Origin of the sequence: Acidovorax sp. JMULE5 (genome assembly GCF_013376875.1) — a bacterium.
Lineage (GTDB): Bacteria > Pseudomonadota > Gammaproteobacteria > Burkholderiales > Burkholderiaceae_C > Acidovorax > Acidovorax facilis.
The window spans coordinates 331,487-350,889 of sequence record NZ_CP035951.1 but is presented as its reverse complement, the minus strand read 5'-3'; the positions used below and the strand labels follow the sequence as shown (position 1 = coordinate 350,889).

At 64.3% G+C, this 19,403-nt stretch carries 16 protein-coding genes and 1 pseudogene; 9 read left to right on the top strand and 8 right to left on the bottom strand.

Translation table 11 applies throughout. The features are described from left to right. Window positions 1-31 precede the first annotated feature (31 nt). Together EXV95_RS01715 and EXV95_RS01710 are read right to left on the bottom strand one after the other, a co-directional pair. Window positions 32-2,248 (bottom strand): bifunctional (p)ppGpp synthetase/guanosine-3',5'-bis(diphosphate) 3'-pyrophosphohydrolase, encoded by a 2,217-nt coding sequence (locus tag EXV95_RS01715; RefSeq protein WP_176885581.1) that lies wholly within the window; start codon window positions 2,246-2,248, stop codon window positions 32-34. After that, window positions 2,245-3,216: an alpha/beta fold hydrolase gene (locus tag EXV95_RS01710; protein ID WP_176885580.1), complete on the bottom strand. Its 972-nt coding sequence runs from the start codon at window positions 3,214-3,216 to the stop codon at window positions 2,245-2,247. The genes EXV95_RS01715 and EXV95_RS01710 overlap by 4 nt, the downstream gene beginning before the upstream one ends. Before the next feature lie 115 nt (window positions 3,217-3,331). Between EXV95_RS01710 and EXV95_RS01705 the strand changes: the two genes are divergently transcribed. Beyond that, window positions 3,332-4,114 (top strand): 3-hydroxybutyrate dehydrogenase, encoded by a 783-nt coding sequence (locus EXV95_RS01705; RefSeq protein WP_121506865.1) that lies wholly within the window; start codon window positions 3,332-3,334, stop codon window positions 4,112-4,114. Between the two features lie 122 nt (window positions 4,115-4,236). Here EXV95_RS01705 and EXV95_RS01700 read toward each other — a convergent pair whose 3' ends face one another. After that, complete coding sequence (locus tag EXV95_RS01700) at window positions 4,237-4,950, bottom strand: SIMPL domain-containing protein (protein WP_121419678.1); 714 nt, start codon at window positions 4,948-4,950, stop codon at window positions 4,237-4,239. A 217-nt stretch (window positions 4,951-5,167) separates the two neighbouring features. Here EXV95_RS01700 and ompR point away from each other — a divergent pair, with 217 nt between their 5' ends. Together ompR and EXV95_RS01690 are read left to right on the top strand one after the other, a co-directional pair. After that, complete coding sequence (gene ompR / locus EXV95_RS01695) at window positions 5,168-5,899, top strand: two-component system response regulator OmpR (protein WP_010460834.1); 732 nt, start codon at window positions 5,168-5,170, stop codon at window positions 5,897-5,899. A gap of 19 nt (window positions 5,900-5,918) precedes the next feature. Beyond that, window positions 5,919-7,459: pseudogene (locus tag EXV95_RS01690) on the top strand (ATP-binding protein). Window positions 7,460-7,562: 103 nt separating this feature from the next. On the opposite strand, the gene gudD reads toward EXV95_RS01690, so the two are convergent. After that, on the bottom strand, window positions 7,563-8,915 hold the full coding sequence (gene gudD, locus EXV95_RS01685; protein ID WP_176885578.1) for a glucarate dehydratase: 1,353 nt from the start codon (window positions 8,913-8,915) through the stop codon (window positions 7,563-7,565). A 50-nt stretch (window positions 8,916-8,965) separates the two neighbouring features. Beyond that, window positions 8,966-9,940, bottom strand: a complete 975-nt coding sequence (locus EXV95_RS01680) for a tripartite tricarboxylate transporter substrate binding protein (protein WP_176885577.1) — start codon at window positions 9,938-9,940, stop codon at window positions 8,966-8,968. 364 nt (window positions 9,941-10,304) lie between these two features. On the opposite strand from EXV95_RS01680, the gene EXV95_RS01675 reads away from it, so the two are divergent. The 4 genes from EXV95_RS01675 to EXV95_RS01660 all read left to right on the top strand — a co-directional run bounded on the left by EXV95_RS01675 (window position 10,305) and on the right by EXV95_RS01660 (window position 14,042). Further along, window positions 10,305-10,859, top strand: a complete 555-nt coding sequence (locus tag EXV95_RS01675) for a hypothetical protein (protein ID WP_176885576.1) — start codon at window positions 10,305-10,307, stop codon at window positions 10,857-10,859. A gap of 539 nt (window positions 10,860-11,398) precedes the next feature. After that, window positions 11,399-11,650 carry a hypothetical protein gene (locus tag EXV95_RS01670; RefSeq protein WP_055393637.1) on the top strand — a complete coding sequence of 84 codons (252 nt, stop codon included), beginning with the start codon at window positions 11,399-11,401 and terminating at the stop codon, window positions 11,648-11,650. A 107-nt stretch (window positions 11,651-11,757) separates the two neighbouring features. Next, window positions 11,758-12,801, top strand: a complete 1,044-nt coding sequence (locus EXV95_RS01665; protein ID WP_370460165.1) for a LacI family DNA-binding transcriptional regulator — start codon at window positions 11,758-11,760, stop codon at window positions 12,799-12,801. Window positions 12,802-12,887: 86 nt separating this feature from the next. Next, window positions 12,888-14,042, top strand: coding sequence for a GntR family transcriptional regulator (locus EXV95_RS01660; protein ID WP_176885574.1), 1,155 nt, complete (start codon window positions 12,888-12,890; stop codon window positions 14,040-14,042). Here EXV95_RS01660 and EXV95_RS01655 read toward each other — a convergent pair whose 3' ends face one another. Next, window positions 14,043-15,392, bottom strand: coding sequence for an adenylosuccinate lyase family protein (locus EXV95_RS01655; RefSeq protein ID WP_255484882.1), 1,350 nt, complete (start codon window positions 15,390-15,392; stop codon window positions 14,043-14,045). Window positions 15,393-15,602: 210 nt separating this feature from the next. On the opposite strand from EXV95_RS01655, the gene EXV95_RS01650 reads away from it, so the two are divergent. Both EXV95_RS01650 and EXV95_RS01645 read left to right on the top strand, forming a co-directional pair. After that, on the top strand, window positions 15,603-16,643 hold the full coding sequence (locus EXV95_RS01650) for a porin (RefSeq protein ID WP_255484881.1): 1,041 nt from the start codon (window positions 15,603-15,605) through the stop codon (window positions 16,641-16,643). 14 nt (window positions 16,644-16,657) lie between these two features. Beyond that, the gene (locus EXV95_RS01645; protein ID WP_255484880.1) at window positions 16,658-17,653 is read left to right on the top strand and encodes a tripartite tricarboxylate transporter substrate binding protein; all 996 of its coding nucleotides are present in this window, start codon (window positions 16,658-16,660) and stop codon (window positions 17,651-17,653) included. A gap of 214 nt (window positions 17,654-17,867) precedes the next feature. Here the strand turns inward: EXV95_RS01645 and ispF are convergent, their stop codons facing one another. Together ispF and EXV95_RS01635 are read right to left on the bottom strand one after the other, a co-directional pair. Further along, window positions 17,868-18,347, bottom strand: coding sequence for a 2-C-methyl-D-erythritol 2,4-cyclodiphosphate synthase (ispF, locus tag EXV95_RS01640; RefSeq protein WP_055393645.1), 480 nt, complete (start codon window positions 18,345-18,347; stop codon window positions 17,868-17,870). Between the two features lie 109 nt (window positions 18,348-18,456). Continuing rightward, complete coding sequence (locus EXV95_RS01635; RefSeq protein ID WP_176885572.1) at window positions 18,457-19,371, bottom strand: 2-C-methyl-D-erythritol 4-phosphate cytidylyltransferase; 915 nt, start codon at window positions 19,369-19,371, stop codon at window positions 18,457-18,459. Window positions 19,372-19,403: the final 32 nt, after the last annotated feature.

Below are 19,403 nucleotides of genomic sequence, written 5' to 3'. Positions count from 1 at the left end.
GGCTCTTGTTCCATGCCTACCGTCCCGCCACTCAGCGTCTGCGCGCGGAGCGCACACCGGGCACGCCGGCCACGATGCCCAACACCTTGTTCAGGCGGCCCGAATCGGCAACCTCCACCGTGAAGGTCATCCACGCCGTGCCTTTCACCGACTGCGTCTGCACGCCGATCACATTGGTCTTCTCGCGTGCAAAGACTTCGGAGATATCGCGCAGCAGGCCCTGGCGGTCGGCGGCTTCCACGGCGACGTCCACGGGGTACACGGCAGCCAGTGCAGCCGATTTGGATGTGGAGCCCCACTCCACCTCAATCACCCGCTCAATGCTGCGTGCGGCCATTTCGCGGAAGTTGCTGCAGTCGGCCCGGTGCACGCTCACGCCCTTGCCCCGCGTGACAAAACCACGGATCAGGTCCGGCGGAGCTGGCTTGCAGCACTTGGCCAGCTGGGTCATCAGCGAGTCAATGCCCACCACCAGCACGCCGCCCTTGGGTGCGGCATCGTTGGTGCGTGTTTTCTTGAGCAACAAATAGTCGTCGGGCTGCAAAACCGGCTCGGGCGGTCGCAGCACCGTTTCGATGTTGCGTAGCGAGAATTCATCCTTGCCCACCACTTCGAACAAGGCATCGGCGGACTTGAAGCCCAGTTGCACCGCCAGATCGTCGAGCTTGATGGCAGTCTTGCCCTCGCGCTGCAGCAGCTTTTCGACCGCCTCGCGCCCACGGGCCACGGTTTCGTGTGTGGCCTGGGCGTTGAACCAGGCACGCACCTTGGCTTTGGCGCGGTTGCTGGTGAGGTAGCCCAGCTCAGCATTGAGCCAGTCGCGTGAGGGGCGGCCTTCCTTGACGGTGGATATCTCCACCGTCTGTCCGTTTTGCAGCGGTGTGTTGAGCGGCACCATCGCGCCGTCCACCCGGGCGCCCCGGCAACGGTGCCCGACACTCGTGTGCACGGCATACGCAAAGTCCACCGGTGTGGCGCCCTGGGGCAGCTCCACCACAGCAGCATCTGGGGTCAGCACATAGATGCGGTCTTCAAACAGGCCCCGGTTGGGCAAGGCACCCGACAGATCGCGCTCCCAGGCCAGCAACTGGCGCAGCACCGCAATCTTGGCGTCGTATTCACCCGTGGCCGAAACCCCTGCATAGCCCTTGCTGCCTGCCTCTTTGTAGGCCCAGTGCGCCGCCACTCCGTGCTCCGCATGGTCGTGCATGGCCTGGGTACGGATCTGGATCTCGATAGGCTTGCCGTTGTCGTCGCGCACGATGGTGTGCAGCGACTGGTAGCCATTGGGCTTGGGCTTGGCGATGTAGTCGTCAAACTCCTCCACGATGGGCTTGAACTGCTCGTGCACCCAGCTCAGGGCCGCGTAGCAGTCCTTCACCGTAGGCACCACCACGCGCAGCGCGCGGATGTCAAACACCTGATCGAAGTTGAGCGACTTGCCGCGCATCTTCTTGACGATGCTGTAGATGTGCTTCGGGCGCCCCTGCACGCTGGCGCTGATGCTGCGCGCGCGCAAATCGGCCTCCAGCCGCCCACGCAGCTGCTCCATGTAGACCTCGCGCTCGCCCCGCTTTTCGTCGAGCAGGCGGGCCACTTCCTTGTAGGTGTCAGGCTCCAGGAAGCGAAAGGACAGGTCCTCCAGCTCCCACTTGACCTGCCAGATACCAAGGCGGTTGGCCAGCGGTGCAAACACCTGCAACGACTCGCGCGCCAGGCTGGGCGATACGGGGCGCTTGCTGGCCGCATGAAAGCGCAGCGTCTGCAGGCGCGATGCCAGGCGCAGCATCACCACACGCAGGTCGCGCGAGAAGGCGAGCAGCATCTTGCGCACGTTCTCGGTCTGCACGGCGGGGTCTTCCAGGTGCTCTGCGGTGCGGGCCTGCTGCTGCACGCGCATGAGCTTGGTGGTCTCTACCGCCAGCGCGGCAAAGTTGGCACCAAAGGCCTTGGCGATCACCTCCTCAGGCTTGTTCAGATGAATGCACGCATGCACCAGGTAACTGGCGGCCTGCATGGCCTCCGAACCACCAATGCCCTTGAGGATGGCAGCCACGGCATCGGCGTGGGCCAGCGTGTTTTCGCCGGAATCCAGCGTTTCGCCAGCCATCAAGGGCTCGGCAAACGCGCGCGCACGCGCCAGCGCGTTCACCTGCTCAGGCAGGGTGTGTGCGGTAGCGGCAATGAGCTGGGGGACAGCGTCGGCCTGGGGAGTGTGGGACGCCTGTGCGGGAGGGTAGGTTTTCATCCGGCCACAACACCTTCCGCCGAAAGCAAAAAGCCGGTGACCGCAGCCACCTGATCGCCCGCCACCAGCGTGGGGGCATGCCCCACGCGTTCAAATTCGACCACATGTACCCGGGGCCCGCGCTGCGCCATGGCCTGCGCGGTTTCGCGAGAGAGCAGGTCAGACTGTGCACCGCGCAACAGCAAGGTGCGGGCCGTGATGTGGTCATACAGCTGCCACAGCATGGCCTCACCGGCCACGGCGGACTCTTGCGTGAGTGTTTTGAACGGCACCGCGATGGCCGGGTCATAGTGCAGCGTGATGCCTCCACCGGCAGATTCCGGCAACGCGCGCACCATGGCTCGCGACAAGTCCAGCCACTGCTCGGGTGTATGGGGGCCAAAGCTGGTGGAAATCGCCCACATGGCGTCGGCCGCCTGCTGGAGCGACTCGAACCGCGCCAGTTGCCCCAGGTACAAGCCGATGCGCTGCAGAGCCTCCCACTGGATGACGGGGCCCACGTCGTTGAGCACCAGCCTGCGCACAGGCACGGGCAAAGGCAGCCCCGGCTGGCCCGCAATGCCCATGCCGATGAGCCCCCCCATGCTGGTGCCCACCCAGTCGAGGGTGGTGATGGGTGCCTGCTGGTGCACCTGGGCCAGCATGGCCAGCATGTCGGCGGCGTACTGGGGAATCTGGTAGCCCATGGGGTCAGCCAGCCAGTCGCTCTGGCCGCGCCCGACCACGTCGGGGCAGATCACGCGGGCATGCTGGCTCAACGCACGGGCCAGGGTGTCGAAGTCGCGCCCCTGGCGCGAGAGGCCATGCACACAGACCACCACATGGGGATGCGCCGGGTTGCCCGTGGCATTCCACTCCCAATACGCCATGCGATGGTGTGTAGCCGCAGATGCGGAGGAGTTACCGGAAGACACCACAGGCGCCCCCGGGCCAGGGCACAGTACGTAGTTCAGCGTAGGTTCAATCATGGGTGCGAAATCCGGGGGCAGCGCTCGATAATGCAGGAGCCGTCGGCACCCATTGTTCGTTCATGCGTGCCGACTTTTTCTTGCGTTGCATCGTAATTCATTCGGAGAGACTCACATGCTGAAAGGCAAAACCGCCCTCGTCACCGGCTCCACCAGTGGCATTGGTCTTGGCATCGCCAAGGCGCTGGCCCGCCAAGGTGCCAACATCGTGCTCAATGGCTTTGGCGATGTGGATGGCCCCCGCGCCGAAGTGTTGGCAGCTGGCGAAGCTGCTGGCGCCAAAGTGGGTTACCACGGTGCAGACATGAGCCGGGTGGCCGACATCGAGGACATGATGAAATACAGCGCCGCGCAGTTCGGGCGCGTGGACATCCTGGTGAACAACGCAGGCATCCAGCACGTGGCCAATGTGGAAGACTTCCCCGTGGAGCGCTGGGATGCAGTGATCGCCATCAACCTCACAAGCGCCTTTCACACATCGCGCCTGGCGCTGCCGGCCATGAAGAGTGCCAACTGGGGCCGCATCATCAACGTGGCATCGGTGCACGGCCTGGTGGGCTCGGCACAGAAGGCTGCGTACGTGGCGGCCAAACACGGCATCGTGGGTCTGACCAAGGTGACGGCGCTGGAGAACGCCACCAGCGGCGTGACCTGCAACGCCATCTGCCCTGGCTGGGTGCTGACGCCCCTGGTGCAAAAACAGGTGGATGCCAAGGCGGCCGAACACGGCCTGTCGAACGAAGACGCCAAGAAACTGCTGCTGGGCGAAAAAGAGCCGTCCATGCAGTTCACCACGCCAGAAGAACTGGGCGAGCTGGCTGTGTTCTTCTGCTCCCCCGCCGCCAACAATGTGCGTGGCGTGGCATGGAACATGGATGGCGGCTGGGCAGCGCAGTGAGAAAGCACGCGCGGGCGTCTGATCGCTGGTGACATGCCAGCACAGACGCCCGGTAAATTGCAAAATTGATAGCATCCAGCGCTTACCAGATAAGCGCTGGCGGCCAATATTACCTAAAAAAATCAGCGCATCTGCACCGAACCCGACACGTTCACGATGACCTGGGCCTTGCCCGCTTCGACCGGCACGGCGGAATCAGAGAACGAGCCCGCCTTGGCCTCCATGGCCATCATGCGCGGACGTGGCCCGGGCACCATCTCATTGCTGTTCACCGCCACCTCGCGCAGGCTGTAGTTGCTGAAGCCAAAACCCTTGGCCAGTTCGGCCGCGCGTGCCTTGAACTGTTCGATGGCCTGGGTCTGGGCTTCGCCCTCCACCTTGGCCCGGGCCTCGCGCGACAGGCCGAAAGCCACATTGCTGATGGCCAGCGTCTGGATCTTGCCGGCCGTGGCCGTGATGCGCGCGAAGTCGCGGCCTTCCAGCACCAGCTCGGCACGACCCTGCCAGCCGTTGATCTTCCCGTCCTTGCCATAACGCGGGTACAGCCCGAAGGGGCCGGTACGCACATCGAGCTGTCCGGGCTGGGCGTTGCGCTTGGCTTCGGCCAGGGCTGCGTCCAGCGCCTGCTTGAGCTGTGTCTGTACCGTGGCGGCGTCGGCAGCCTCCTTGCTGGTGGCAAGGTTGAGCACCAGCAGGTCCTGCTGCACCTCCACCGTGCCCGTGGCCGACAGCTGCACGACATTGCGCAGCTCGGGGGGTGGAGAATTTTGAGCAAAAGAGGCACCAGCGCAAGCAATCAAAACGCCAGCAGCTATCAATTTAGTAGTAATTTTCATCACAAAGGTGTCCTTGATATCGGTGCACGGCCCGGGGCCGGGCCATGCGGGGCACCACCTTAACCGCACTGCCCATGCGTTGCGATGAAGCCCCTCCACCGCGCATGCGAAGCTGGGCAAAACTTGTAACAGTTGGTCAAACCCAGCCCCAAAACCCGAACTTCGGCGTTCCAAGTGGTCAGAATCGGCTCTGTTACAAATTGGACTTGGGATCAAGATGGCCACAACAACCAATCGCACCGACAAAGTTCTGGTGGTGGACGACGATGCACGAATCCGTGATCTGTTGCGCCGCTACCTCACGCAGGAAGGCTTTGAAGTCATGGTCGCCGAAGACGGCAAGGCGCTCAACCGCCTTCTGCTGCGCGAAACCGTGGACATCATCGTGCTCGACCTGATGATGCCGGGCGAAGACGGGCTTTCCATCTGCCGCCGCCTGCGTGCCGCCAATGACCGCACCCCCATCATCATGCTCACCGCCAAAGGCGAGGACGTGGACCGCATCGTGGGCCTGGAAGTGGGCGCCGACGACTACCTGGGCAAGCCCTTCAACCCCCGCGAACTGTTGGCCCGCATCCACGCTGTGCTGCGCCGCCGCCCCGCACAGGAAGCGCCTGGCGCCCCCTCGGGCGACAACGAGGTCGTGACCTTTGGTCCCTTTACCTTCGACCTGGGCACCCGAGCACTGCAGCGCAATGGCGAAGAACTGCCCCTGACCACCGGCGAATTTGCCATGCTCAAGGCGCTGGTGCGCCACCCACGCCAGCCCCTTTCGCGGGAAAAGCTGGCCCTGCTGGCCCGTGGCCGCGAGTTTGAGCCGTTTGACCGCAGCCTGGACGTGCAGGTCTCGCGCCTGCGCAAGCTGGTGGAGGTGGATGCCGCCGCCCCGCGCTACATCCAGACCGTGTGGGGGGTAGGCTACGTGTTCGTGCCGGACGGAACCAGCTGACCCCTCTTTCCTTGCCTGTATGCACAATTCCGACGGCAATTCGAGGTCGAGATCTTCATCATCGGTCCGGCAGTCCGTGACCGCTTCCCCCGACGCCACCAGCCCCGCCCCCTGGAGTCCTTGCGACAGGCCCGGGAGCAGCGGGCGCGTGTGGGCCTCAATCTCTTCTGGCGCACTTTCTTCCTGCTGGCGCTGCTGTTGGTGGGGAGCATTCTGGCGTGGCTGCAGACCTTGCGGGCGCTGGAGTTCGAGCCGCGCACCCTGCACACCGCGCAGCAGATCGCATCGCTGGTGAACCTGAGCCGTGCTGCGCTGGTGCATTCCGACGCCATTGCTCGTGTGTCGCTCATCAAGACCATGGCCGACCAGGAAGGCGTGCGCATCCTGCCGCGCGAACCGCGCGACAAGTTCGAGCTTCTGGAAGGCACGGCCCTGGGCAACCGCCTGACCGACGAACTCACCCAGCGCCTCGGGCCTGACACCATCGTGGCGCAAAACGTGAATGGGGAAACCGGCCTGTGGGTCGGCTTCAACATCAATGGCGACCCCAACTGGCTGCTGATGGACCGCTCGCGCTTCAGCCCGGCGGGCGGCCGTACCTGGCTGATCTGGCTGATCACGGCAGGGGCGTTGTCCTTGGCCGGTGCGGCGGCCATTGCGCGGCTGATCAACCGGCCTCTCAAGCAACTCTCTTACGCGGCCAACCGCGTCAAGGACGGCGACTTCGCAGCGAGCCACCTCGACGAGGAAGTGGTGACCAGCGAAATCCGCGAAGTGAACATCGGCTTCAACCGCATGGCGCAAAAATTGGCCAAGCTGGAGCAGGACCGCGCCGTGATGCTGGCGGGCATTTCGCACGACCTGCGCACGCCGCTCGCACGCCTGCGGCTGGAAACCGAGATGAGCGTGACCGATGAAGTGGCCCGCGAGCACATGGTGGCAGACATCGTGCAGCTCGACGCCACGATCGACAAGTTCCTCGACTACGCTCGGCCGGACCATGTCACGCTGACACCGGTCAACCTGCATGCCGTCGTGTCGTCCTGCGTCTATGCCGTGCAAGACCATCGCGAACTGCAGATCACGATGTCCGTGCCCGAAGACCTCAACGTGCTGGCCGACGAAGTGGAACTGGCCCGCGTGATCTCCAACCTGCTCGAAAACGCGCGGCGCTACGGCAAGGCAGAGGACACCGGCATCACCAACGTGGACATTGCCGCCAAAGGCCGTGAGAACTGGGTGCTGGTCAAACTGCGCGACCATGGCCCCGGCGTGCCACCCGAGCAGTTGTCGAATCTGACCAAGCCCTTCTTTCGCGGTGACTCTGCGCGCACCGCAGCGGCAGGCGCGGGGCTGGGGCTCTCCATCGTGGACAAAACCGTGCAGCGCATGGGCGGCATCTTTGCACTGGCCAACTCCAGCACCGGCGGCCTGGTAGCCCACCTGCAGTTGCAGCGGGCCACTGATCTGCCCGAGGGTGCAGACCCCAAGCAGCGGCTGCAGCGCCCGTCCGTCAAACGCCAGCTGCCGCGGCGTCGCGCCGAAGACCGGATGGCGTGATCGCCCCGCACTGCCCCATGTACAAAGCCCTCACTTGGAGGGCTTTGTTTTTGGCGCATCCTCTCGGCATCCGAAGGTGGCGGCGACCAGACCGCAAGAGCCCTCAGCGCACCATGCAGGGCGCCTTGTTGTTGAACTTCCAGCCGGGGATCAGGAACTGCATGGCAACTGAGTCGTCACGTGCGCCCAGGCCATGCTGCAAGTACAGGCGGTGGGCACGCTCGACCTTGTCCATGTCCAGCTCCACGCCCAGGCCGGGCTTCTTGGGCAGCTGGATGAAGCCGTCCTTGATCTGGAACGGTTCCTTCGTCAGCCGCTCACCGTCCTGCCAGATCCAGTGCGTGTCAATCGCCGTCACGCGGCCAGGGGCGGCGGCGCCCACGTGGGTGAACATGGCCAGCGAGACGTCGAAATGGTTGTTCGAATGCGAACCCCAGGTCAGGCCGAAGGCCTGGCACATCTGCGCCACGCGGACCGACCCGGCCATGGTCCAGAAGTGCGGGTCGGCCAGCGGTATATCCACCGACTGCAGGGCCAGGCTGTGCGCCATTTCGCGCCAGTCGGTGGCCACCATGTTGGTGGCGGTGGGCAAGCCCGTGGCGCGGCGAAATTCCGCCATCACCTCGCGGCCTGAGAACACGCCTTCGGCGCCGCAGGGGTCTTCGGCATAGGCCATCACGCCGTGCAGATCACGCGTGAGGCGAATCGCATCTTTCAGCAACCAGCCGCCATTGGGGTCCAGCGTGACGCGCGCTTCGGGAAAGCGCTCATGCAGCGCGCGGATGGCCTCGACCTCTTCCTCGCCGCGCAGCACGCCGCCCTTGAGTTTGAAGTCGGCAAAGCCGTAGCGCTCGTACGCGGCCTCGGCCAGGCGCACGATGCCCTCGGCGGTCATGGCCTTCTCGTTGCGCAGGCGAAACCAGTCGTTGTCGGCACCGGGCTCGGCGCGGTAGGCCAGGTCGGTCTTTTCGCGGTCGCCCACGTAGAACAGGTAGCCCAGCATCTGCACCGCCTCACGCTGCACGCCGTCGCCCAGCAGCGCGGCCACGGGCACATCCAGGTGCTGGCCCAGCAGGTCCAGAAAGGCGGACTCCACGGCCGTGACGGCGTGGATGGTGATGCGCAGGTCAAAGGTCTGCAGGCCGCGCCCCCCCGCATCACGGTCGGCAAACTGCGCGCGCATGGCGTTGAGCACGGCGTTGTGGTGCCCGATGGGGCGGCCCATGATCAGCGATCGCGCGTCCTCGATGGTCTGGCGAATCTTCTCGCCGCCGGGCACCTCACCCACCCCGGTGTTGCCCGCGCTGTCGCGCAGGATGATCAGGTTGCGCGTGAAGAAGGGGCCGTGTGCGCCGCTCAGGTTCATGAGCATGCTGTCGTGGCCCGCCACGGGCACCACGCGCAGCTCGGTGACAACGGGGGTGCTGGCGACGGAAGGGATGGAGGAGGTGGTCATGGTGGTCTGGAAACGAAGATGGGGCGGGCAAAGGCGCCCCGTGACAAGGCTCAATCGGCAGTGATTTTTCGGGTTTCGATGACGGTCTTCCAGCGCGCGAATTCGCGTGCCTGGTAGGCGGCGAAGGCTTCCGGCGTGCTGGCCACGACCTCCATGCCCTGGTCCTGCATGCGCTTCTTCACGGCGGGGTCGTTCATGGCGGCGATGGCTGCGTCCGAGAGCTTCTTCTTCACACCGGCGGGCAGGCCCTTGGGCGCGGCCATGCCCTGCCACGAGTAGACCTCGGCACCGGCCACGCCAGCCTCGGCCAAGGTGGGCACGTCGGGCAGCACGGGGCTGCGCTTGTCGCCGGTGACGGCAATCGCGTGCAGCTTGCCCGCCCGGATGTGCTGCAGCACGGCGTTCACGTTCTGGAACGAGAACTCCACCTGCCCGCCCAGCAGGTCGTTGATGGCCGGTGCGCCGCCCTTGTAAGGGATGTGCAGGCCTTCGGTGCCGCTCTGCTGCCAAAAAACCTCGGCCGAGAGGTGGTCCGACGAGCCGTTGCCCGAGCTTGCAAAGCTCACCTTGCCAGGATTGGCCTTGAGCTGGGCAATCACCTCTTGCACGGTGCGCGCCTTCTGATTGGGGGCAGCCACCAGCACGTTGGGTGCCTGCACGGGCACGGTGATGTAGTCAAAGTCCTTGAGGGCGTCGTACGGCACGCTTTTGAGCAAGTGCGGCGCCACCACAAACGCACCGAGCGACGACACCAGCAGCGTGTAGCCGTCGGGTGCGGCGCGCTTCACCGCACCAGCCCCCAGCGTGCCCGTGGCACCGGGGCGGTTGTCCACCACGAAGTTCTGGCCCAGCTTGTCGCCCATGTGCTGTGCCATGGCGCGGGCCACCATGTCGGTGGAGCCCCCTGCCGGAAAAGGCACGACGACGGTGACTGGTTTTTCGGACCAGGGGGTGGCGGCGGTCTGGGCCGATGCAGCCAGAGCGATGGTGCAGGTACTGGCAATCAGCAGCAGTTTCTTGAACATGGGGAGGTCTCCTGAACAGTTGTGGAAGGGCCTTCTACGGGGCCTTGGTTGGGGAAAGTGAACCGGGGTGTGCCCAGGTTGGCGACAAGCTGGCACCAATGTGAACATCCGCTCACCAAAAGCAAGAGGTCATACAAGCGGCCATTCATTCAATCAGCCCAGGTTCAAGCCTCAAATGCCTCTTTGACAAGCGCATTCTGAATGCCCGGACGGGTAAATGTTAACGTTAACAGTCGCATCAACAATCATGGAAAACCCTTAGTCATAGGACCACCAACCCATTGATGGGAAAAGCGCTTGTAAGCTCCGGAGCGTTTGGCCTGCAGTCTGCGTTACGCTAGGCATCCACCCGCCTAACCAGCCCATGAGCATCCAAACACAGTTCTCTCTTCTCCGATTGCAGGGCGAGCCTCTGCCACAGGACCTTGCAGTCCTTCTCCATCACCAGGAAGAGCTGCAACGCCGCACCGGCGTCTGTATGGGCACAGCGGCCGAATGGGCCCCCTGGTTGGACACCAGCGACCTGAGCGAAGCCGAGCGGGCCGACCCCGAGATTGCTGCGAACCTTCGGGCCATCGCCGAGGTCTGCCGCCACATTGCTTTTGTGGTGGCCGATGATGAAGGCAATTACTTTGGCTACTGGCGCGGGCCGTCGTCAACACCCATTGCCGACAGTGTGGTGGTGCAACTGAGCAACGAAGCGCAGTTCTCGGTGTGCGGAACCGCGAACATCGCGGGAGCCATCCTGACCCAGTGTTGCTACGGCGGAACGTTCGACGAGACCCGCCAATGGTTTCTGCGTCTGGGTCTGACCGCCCTGCCCGCCTACCCCTATGACCTCGGCAATCCGCAGGTCACCCCCTCCCCGGCAGCCTTGCACGAGCAGCTTTTCAGAGCATATCTACCTGAGGCTGGGTAACTGCACACCCTACTTCGCTTGCCAGCGAAAAGGCGGAACCGGTAGCAGCGGTATCAGCGGACCGCGCTTCTTTGATCCTGTGGCCCTCAGCCAAAGCCATCTGCGCCCACTGTGCAAAAAAGAGGCTCGCAGGCCATCGCACCCGGGTGGGTGTGCACAGCATCGCAGCTTGCCGCAGTCCTGATGGTTGCGCTCGCGCGCGTGGATTTGCAGCTGGCGTAATGGACTGTAATCGCCTGCGCCTAACCCGCTCGATATTCTGAAGTGGTGCTGTTAAGGATGACCTGCATAACCCTCGCGAGGCGGTGGTAGCGCGGATGGGGATGGGCCACAAGACATCTTTTTGCAGCCAATAGCCGCGCTATTGGCAAGAAAAGCAACGCGTTGGACCGCCCGAGACCGCGCTATCACTGACCGCAGGGAGTTGTGCAGGTCATCCTCAAGGGCCTCTTTTTCAAAGGCCCTGCAGTACACAAGAGTCAATGCAATTGCATTTGACTGCTGTCTCCGCATTACTTATTCACTTTCAAGGAAGCACCATGCCCAGCACTCTCTCTACCGGCTTTGGCCAGACTGGCATTTTGGCAAACAGCCCCAACAACTACGACACCCTGCAACCTGGCCAGTACCGCCTCACCAACGTGACGCTCGTTCCTGGCATCCCGGTATTCAGCACAGAAGAAATCTACAAGTTGAGCAACGGCGCTGGCACGCCCGATATTTCGGTCAAATTTCAATCAATGATTGGACATGCTGCCGGGGCTATCGTTATCAACGTGTACGCCATCTAGCAGGACTGGTTCGGCGGGCGCCCCACACGACGGACTGCTGGGCGGTTTCTGACCAACAGCGAGGCGCCCGTCCTGAGGAATCATCGCTTCGTGGATAGACTCGGCGGATGCCGCGCCCTCCCCCAAGTACCCTGCCAGAGACACCGGAACCTATTCGCAACCGACCGGTGGTGACCTTGCGCGAAGTGGCTGAGCAGGCGGGGGTGTCCATGATCACCGTCTCTCGCGCCATCAACACGCCCAGCCAGGTGTCCGAGCCCACACGTATTCGGGTACAGGCAGCCATCTCCAGCCTGGGCTATGTGCCCAACCTCATCGCGGGGGGCTTGCGCTCGGCGCGCAGCCACCTGGTCACGGCCCTCGTGCCCACCACCACGGGGCAGCTGTTCGGCGAGATGGTCCAATCGCTCACCGACGCGCTGGAATTGCGCGGCTACCAGGTGATGTTGGGCCAGGTGGGCTATGCACATTCGCGCGAAGACGAACTGCTGCGCGCCATCGTGGGCCGCAGGCCCGACGGCATTGTGCTCACTGGCATCATGCATTCGCCCCAAGGGCGGCGGCTGCTGCAGGCCTCGGGCATCCCTGTGGTGGAGACCTGGGACTTCACCCCCAACCCCATCGACATGCTGGTCGGACTGTCGCACGAACAACTGGGCGCCGCCGTGTGCAAGCACCTGCATGCCAAAGGTCGGCGCCGGCTGGCGCTGCTCAGCGGCGACGATGAGCGCGCCGCGCGGCGGCGAAAAGGCTTTTATGCCGAAGCGGGCCGACTGGGCTTGCGCGAGCCCGCCCTGCAGCTGGAGAAATCACCCACCTCCCACACCGAGGGGCGTGCGGGTCTGGCGGCCTTGCTGGCCGCCCAGCCAGACATCGATGCCGTGTTCTGCAGCTCCGACATGCTGGCCCTGGGGGTCCTCACCGAGGCGCGGGCGCGCGCCATGGCGGTCCCCGACCAATTGGCCGTCGTCGGTTTCGGAGACATCGAGTTCGCCCAGACCGTGATCCCCAGCCTCACGACCGTGCGCATCGACGGCACGCGCATGGGCCAGACGGCGGCAGGCTTCATTGCCGACCGCGCGGAGGGAAAGACCGTGGCAGAGCCGGTGGTGGATATCGGCTTTTCGATCATGGAGCGCGAGAGCGCATAGCGGGTAGCCCGGCACCACCAGAGATCCAGGTCGGACGCACGGGCATATCTCTACAGGCCAATACCGTTCAATTTGTGGTGTATTGTATGAACACCATGCGCAGCAGCCCCTCGCCAGATCTCGAGCAATTCCTGGAACAACTCGCCCACGAAGCCCGCCCGGGCGACCGACTCCCCACCATCCGCGCATTGATGCAGCGCTTTGGCGCATCGCAAATGCTGGTTCAGCGGGCTTTCCAACGACTCAAGGAAAAGGGGCTGATTGATGCCCAGGTGGGTCGGGGCACCTACTTCCTGGGCGCAGGTTCGCAACCTGTGACGACGACTGAAACGAGTCCCTTACCGAGCAAAAGCCCGCATCCCAAAGCCCCTGCGGCAGTCACCTCCACTGTGAAATCGGTGCTGCTGCTGCGCCGCTCCATCAGCATTGCGCGCGGGCGCGTGCTGATCGAAAGTCTGCAGCACCGCCTGGCAGCCGAGGGGCACCGGGTGCTGGAGCTGTCGTACAACGACCCGGACCATGCGCTCACGGTGCTCAAGGGTCTGCCGCGCTTCGATGCCTGCGTGGTGCAATCCACCTTCAAGGCCATTCCCATCGCCCTTCTGGCGGCTCTGCGCGACAAGTGCGACGTGCTGGCCGTGGACGGAGCTGCGCTGGTCGGCGCCGACGTCGAGGCCGTGGGCACCGAGTGGGGCGAGCCGCTGGCAGCCGCCATTGCCCTGCTGATGGAGCAAGGCCACCGGCGCATTGCCTACGCATGCACCTCGCACCCCTTTCTGGCCACCCAACTCGGGCGTCGGCGCTTTAAATACTTGCAAGCCACGCTGTCCGATGTGGAGCTGCAGGAAATCACGCTGGACATGCTGCCGCACGAGGACTACACCGCCCGCCTGGTGGAACAGATCCAAGTCCACGCGAAGGGCGCCGACAGCGCGAGCGCTTTGCCCTTCACGGCCCTGGTGGCCTGGGGCATCGAGGATGGCGCCCTCTTCCAGCGCCTGCTAGCCCACAGCGGGATTTCGGTGCCCGCGCAGCTGAGCGTGGTACTGCTCGGCCGCACGGACCTGACCAGTGAACATGCGGACTTTTTCGAGGTGATCGGTTGCAGCGTGGCTGACCAGGTCGATGCGCTGCACCGCGCCATCACGGCGCGTTGGGCTGACGCAGGGACACCCTACGGCGTGCACCTGACGCCAGTGACGCACCGTGCGGGCACATCGGTAGCAGCCCCTGCGCGGTAGCTATGGTTCCACGCAGCCGGGTGCCACGCGCGCCACGGTGTCCACCACGAGCCGCGCCGATTCGCCGACATAGGCTTGTGCATCCAGCGCCTGCAGCAAGTCATCCGGCAAGGCACCGCCATTGAACGGCGGCTGTGCGCGGATCGCGTCGATGAAAGGCACGCCCTCGGACTGCGAGCGCTGCGCCGCCGCGTAGAGCAGGCGATGCGCCTCATGCCGGCCCATACGGCGGGTGAGCCGCATCATCACAGCCTCAGAGGCGATCAACCCCCGCGTCATTGCAAGGTTGCGGGACATTGCCTGCGGGTTGACCGCCAAGCCTTGCGCCAGCCGCGCCAGCGTCTCGGCCACCGAGGTGGCGATGATGGCGATCTCGGGCAGCAGCGTATCGGCCACGTTGGTGGCCGATGAGTCACCCTCGTCCATGCGCACCATGGTCTCCAGCGCGGCCTGGGTGCGCGTGCGCAGCATGCGCGCCAGACTGACCAGCAGCAGTGCCGTGGAAGGGTTGCGCTTTTGCGCCATGGTGGAGCTGCCCACCTTCCCGATGTGAAAGGCTTCCGCCACTTCACCGATCTCGGTGCGCTGCAGGAAGACCACATCCTGAGCGATCTTCTGTGCCGTGCCCGCCAGGAGGCCCAGTGCGGCCAGATAGTCACTGGCCCGGTCATAGGACGACCGCAGCGGCATGTCGGCCGACAGCAGGCCCAGTTGCTGCGCCATCAGCGCCTGCACTGCGGGCCCGAGCGGCCCGGTGGCAGCAAAGGTGCCGATGGCGCCCCCCATGCTGGCTGGAAACGAGGAGGCAAGCCGCTCGGCAAGGCGACGGCGGCCACGGTCCAGTTCATCGACCCAGCCCGCGAGCTTGAAGCCCAGGGTCATCGGTAACGCGTGCTGGCCATGCGTGCGGCCTGCCATGGGCGTGGCCTGGTGCTCCAACGCCAGCGCGGCCAATGCTGCAATGGCGGCATCCAGGGGCCCTGCCAGCAGCCTGTGGGTTCGCACCATCTGCAGTGCGCTGGCCGTGTCAAAGATGTTCTGCGTGGTCGCGCCCCAGTGGATGAAGCCAGCCGCAGGCTCACCGCACAGCTCCTCGAACCGGTGGAGCACCGGCACCAGCGGGTGTTGTGCGAAAGCGATGGCCTTTGCCAATTGCGGCAGGTCGAACAGTTCTGCCCGAGCCTGGGCAGCGATCACCGGTGCCACTTCGGCAGGTATCACCCCCAGCCCGGCCTGGGCGTGGGCCAAGGCCGCCTCCACGTCCAGCCAGGCCTGCAGAGTGGCCGAATCGCTCCAGATGGCCTTGGCAGGTGCACTGAACCAGTGACCCGTGATGAAAGATTCGAACATACCGATCGCCATGTGTGCTCCATCCATACAACTACGGGTATATCCGTAGATTGTGTTGTATTGCGTTGTCCATCGAGGGCAAGCCGCATTCCCAAAGCCAAGTGCCAGTGAATTTGCGACCACCCATTGATTGCATTGTATTGCATTAATGAAATTCAATACATACAATTCACATGCAATCGCCAAACCACAATCCACGGAGACAAATCCATGAAACGGCATTTCCTGGCAAGCACGGCTTGCCCAACCTCTTCAGCGCCCTACACCGCACTTGTGTGCGTCGCCTTGGCCAGCCTGGGGGCCTGCGGCACAGCGCAGGCCCAGTCCTCGCTGACCATCTATGGCATCGTCGACCAGGGCCTGGCCCGTGCCAATGGGGGCACAACCCCCGGCGCCCTGCTACCCGGGCGCGGCGTGGCGCCACAGGTCTGGACCATGAAGGCCGGCAACACGTCGCGCCTGGGGTTCATGGGCCGCGAGGACATGGGCGGCGGTCTCTACTCGCGCTTTCAGATCGAGCACCGCTTTGCCGCTGACACGGGCGCGCCAAGCAATCCCAGCATCTACTGGCTGGGCCGCTCGGTGGTGGCAGTAGGCAGCAAGCAGTGGGGCGAGGTGTATGCGGGGCGCGAATACTCGGCTGCCTACACAGTGGCTCTCAATGCAGACCCCACCTATTGGAGCTACGTGAGCCAGTTGGGCTCTGCCTACACCTATGCCAACTACACGCCAGTGGCGGCTCCCGCAGAAGCATCCAACATCCGTTGGGCAAACGCCGTAGGCTACAAATCGCCCGTGATCTCTGGCGTGAGCATGGAGATTGCAGGCGCTTTTGGCGAAGGCGTACGCAGCAACGCCACCTCGGGCAACCTGCAGTACAAGAACGGGCCTGTGTGGGTGGGCGCTGCGTTCGATCGGCTTGACTCCAGCACCCACCTGGCTCTGGTGGCAGGCGGGTACGACTTCGGCGTGGTTCACACCAAGGCCAGCTACAGCCGCGCCAAAGGCGGGGTCAATGGCGATGCCACGGCCTACAGCGTGTCGGCCATGGTGCCGCTGAGTTTTGGTCGTACTTACCTCATGGTTGGGCACCTGAAACCCGCCACCCAACTCGATTCGCAGATGATCGGCGCTGGTCTTCAGTACGACCTGAGCAAACGCACATTGCTCTACACCAACCTCGGCACGGCCAAGCGCGACGACCTCACACGCACCACAGCCATCGACTTTGGCGTGAAGCACACGTTCTGAACAGGAGTCACCACATGCAACGCAGACAACTCCTCCGTCAGGCCGCCGCGATGACAGTTGTGAGCACGGGCACTCTTATCACGCACACCGCGCAGGCGCAGAGCGACAGCGGAAATACCAAACCCATCTCACTGATCGTGGGCTATTCCGCTGGCGGAAGCGCAGATCTTGTCGCGCGCATTGTTGCGACCGAGCTGGGCAAGCGGCTAGGCCGTACCGTCATCATCGAGAACGTGGCGGGCGCCAGCGGCATGCTGGCCGCACAGCGGGTGCTCAACGGCCCGGCCGATGGCAGTCTGATCTACATGGGAGGCACCGACACAGTGGTCGTGCCCATGGTCAACCCCAAGGTCAAGCTCGACTGGGAGAATGACTTCGTTCCGGTGGGGCGCATGACCACCGTCCCGATGATCTTTGCCGTGCGCAAGGCGTCTCCCTACGCCAACCTGCAAGATCTTGTCGCCGCGCTGCGCAAGGGTGGCAAGGACAGCATCAACTTCGCCACGCCAGGCATCGGGACGATGCAGCACCTGTACGGCGCGCTGATCAACAAGCAGGCGAAGGTGTCCATGCTGCACGTACCCTACCGAGGTGGCACCCACATCACCAACGACCTGGTCGGCGGACAGGTGGACAGCGCCATGTTGGTGCTCTCCACGGCCATGCCATTTCTCAAGGACGGCAAGATCAGGGCGCTGTCGGTCTCCGACACCGCACGGGTGCAGCAGCTGCCTGACGTCAAGCGCATCGGCGAAGAGGAGGGGTTTTCCGGTCAGGCATTGCCATTGTGGCAAGGCCTCTTCATGAAGGCAGGCACCCCCGCCGCGACTGTGAACGCCGCCGACAAGGCACTGCAGGAAGCGCTTTCGCAATCCGAGCTGCGGCAGAAGCTGCAGGAAGCAGGCATTACGGTCGCCCCCTTGAACGGGCCTGAATTCAAGACATTCATCAAACCGCAGGCGAAGCTGTACCGCGATATCGTGACGACATCCCAGATCACGATGGAGTGAAGTCGCGCGGCAAGCGTGGCAGAACCATGGGACGCAGCGCAGCCCCCAACGCTCTTTTTTGCTCTGGATACCGGATTGCGAAGTGTGTGGCCCCCTCCTGGTGGTTCAGGCCCCGCACTCCTCGCAGCGTGGGCAAGACAGGCATCCCCCCGGACGGGGGATGCCGCGCAGGTTGCGAACAGACAATGCCGCCCGGCCCGGTCAGCGCAAAAATTCAGGACGCATAGATCAGCGCCGCCGCCCGAGCTTCCATCGCCAGCCCCTGCCCCACGGGCCCCAAGCGCTCGGCCGTCTTGGCTTTCACATTGACTTGCCCCTCAGCGATGCCCACGGCCCGTGCAATGGCGGCGCGCATGCCGGGAATGTGCGCCGCCAGTCGCGGAGCTTGCGCGATCACGGTGCTGTCGATGTTGCCGATCTCATAGCCCGCCGCACGCACGCGCCGCGCTGCTTCGGCCAGCAGCACGCCGGAGTCGGCACCGCGAAAGGCAGCGTCGGTGTCGGGGAAATGGCTGCCAATGTCGCCCAGGGCAGCTGCGCCCAGCAGCGCATCGGTGATGGCGTGCAGCAGCACATCGGCGTCCGAGTGGCCCAGCAGCCCCGTGGGGTGGGCAATGTCCACGCCACCAATCACCAGCCGACGACCGGGCACCAGGGCGTGCACGTCCCAACCTTCACCAATCCTGAAATTCATCCGCTTGCCTTTGTTGTTGCGTGCCTTGCGGCGTTGTATTGCCTTGCGCCCCCGCCGCACTCATCCACGGCGCCGTGAGGCCGGGGTTAAAGCACTGAAGGAAACGGTTCTAGAACAGATTCTTTTTGCCCGGTGCGGTGGTCACCTGGCCACGGTCGCCCCCAAAACGCTCCAGCGTCGTGCCGTGCGCACGCGCAGCCAGTACGGCCGCCGCCAGCGCAAAATCGTCCGGGTAGGTGACCTTGAAGTTCTGCGCCCCACCTGGCACCAGGCGCGGGTGCAGGCCCATGGCCTCCATGGCGCTGGCCTCGTCGGTCACGTTGGAACCCACCTTGTCGATGGCATCCATGAGGGGTCCGATGCGAAACATCTGCGGCGTCTGGGCCAGCCACTTGTCGCTGCGATCCACCGTGGAGGCTACACGCACGCCGCCGGGGCCGTCGATGGAGGTCTTGAGCGTGTCGGCCAGCTTGTGCGCCAGCAGGCCCCCGACACTGTCGCCAGCGCACTGGTCGATAAGGGAGTCGATCTGCTCGGACGTGACCAGGCAACGCGCGGCATCGTGCACCAGCACCCAGTCATCCGGCTGCGCCCCCCGTTCCAGCAGCGCCTTGAGGCCGCCCAGCACCGTATCGGCCCGCGTAGGGCCGCCACACTCCACCACAAAAAAGGTGGGGTGCGCATGCGTGTCCAAAAACCGGTCCCCGGGGGCCACCGCGACCAGGGTGCCCAGCAGCCGCCCTACACCGGCAAAGGCCGCGAGCGTGTGCAGCACCATCGGTTGGCCCGCCACCACGTGGTACTGCTTGGGCAAAGGGGCTGTGGGCGGGGGTGCCGCAACGTCCACAGCCGAAAACGCAGCCACGGTCGAGGTCGATGACGCAGCATTGCCGGAGGCGGACGCAGGGGCAGCAGCGCCCGCCGCAACAGCCCGCAAGCCCATTCCGGCACAGGGCACCAGCGCCCAGAATCGCCCATGGGCAGACAAAGGGGCGAGCGGGGGTTGGAGCAAGGGAGCAATCATGAAGCGCTCATTCTAAAATCCTCCGTTGCCCT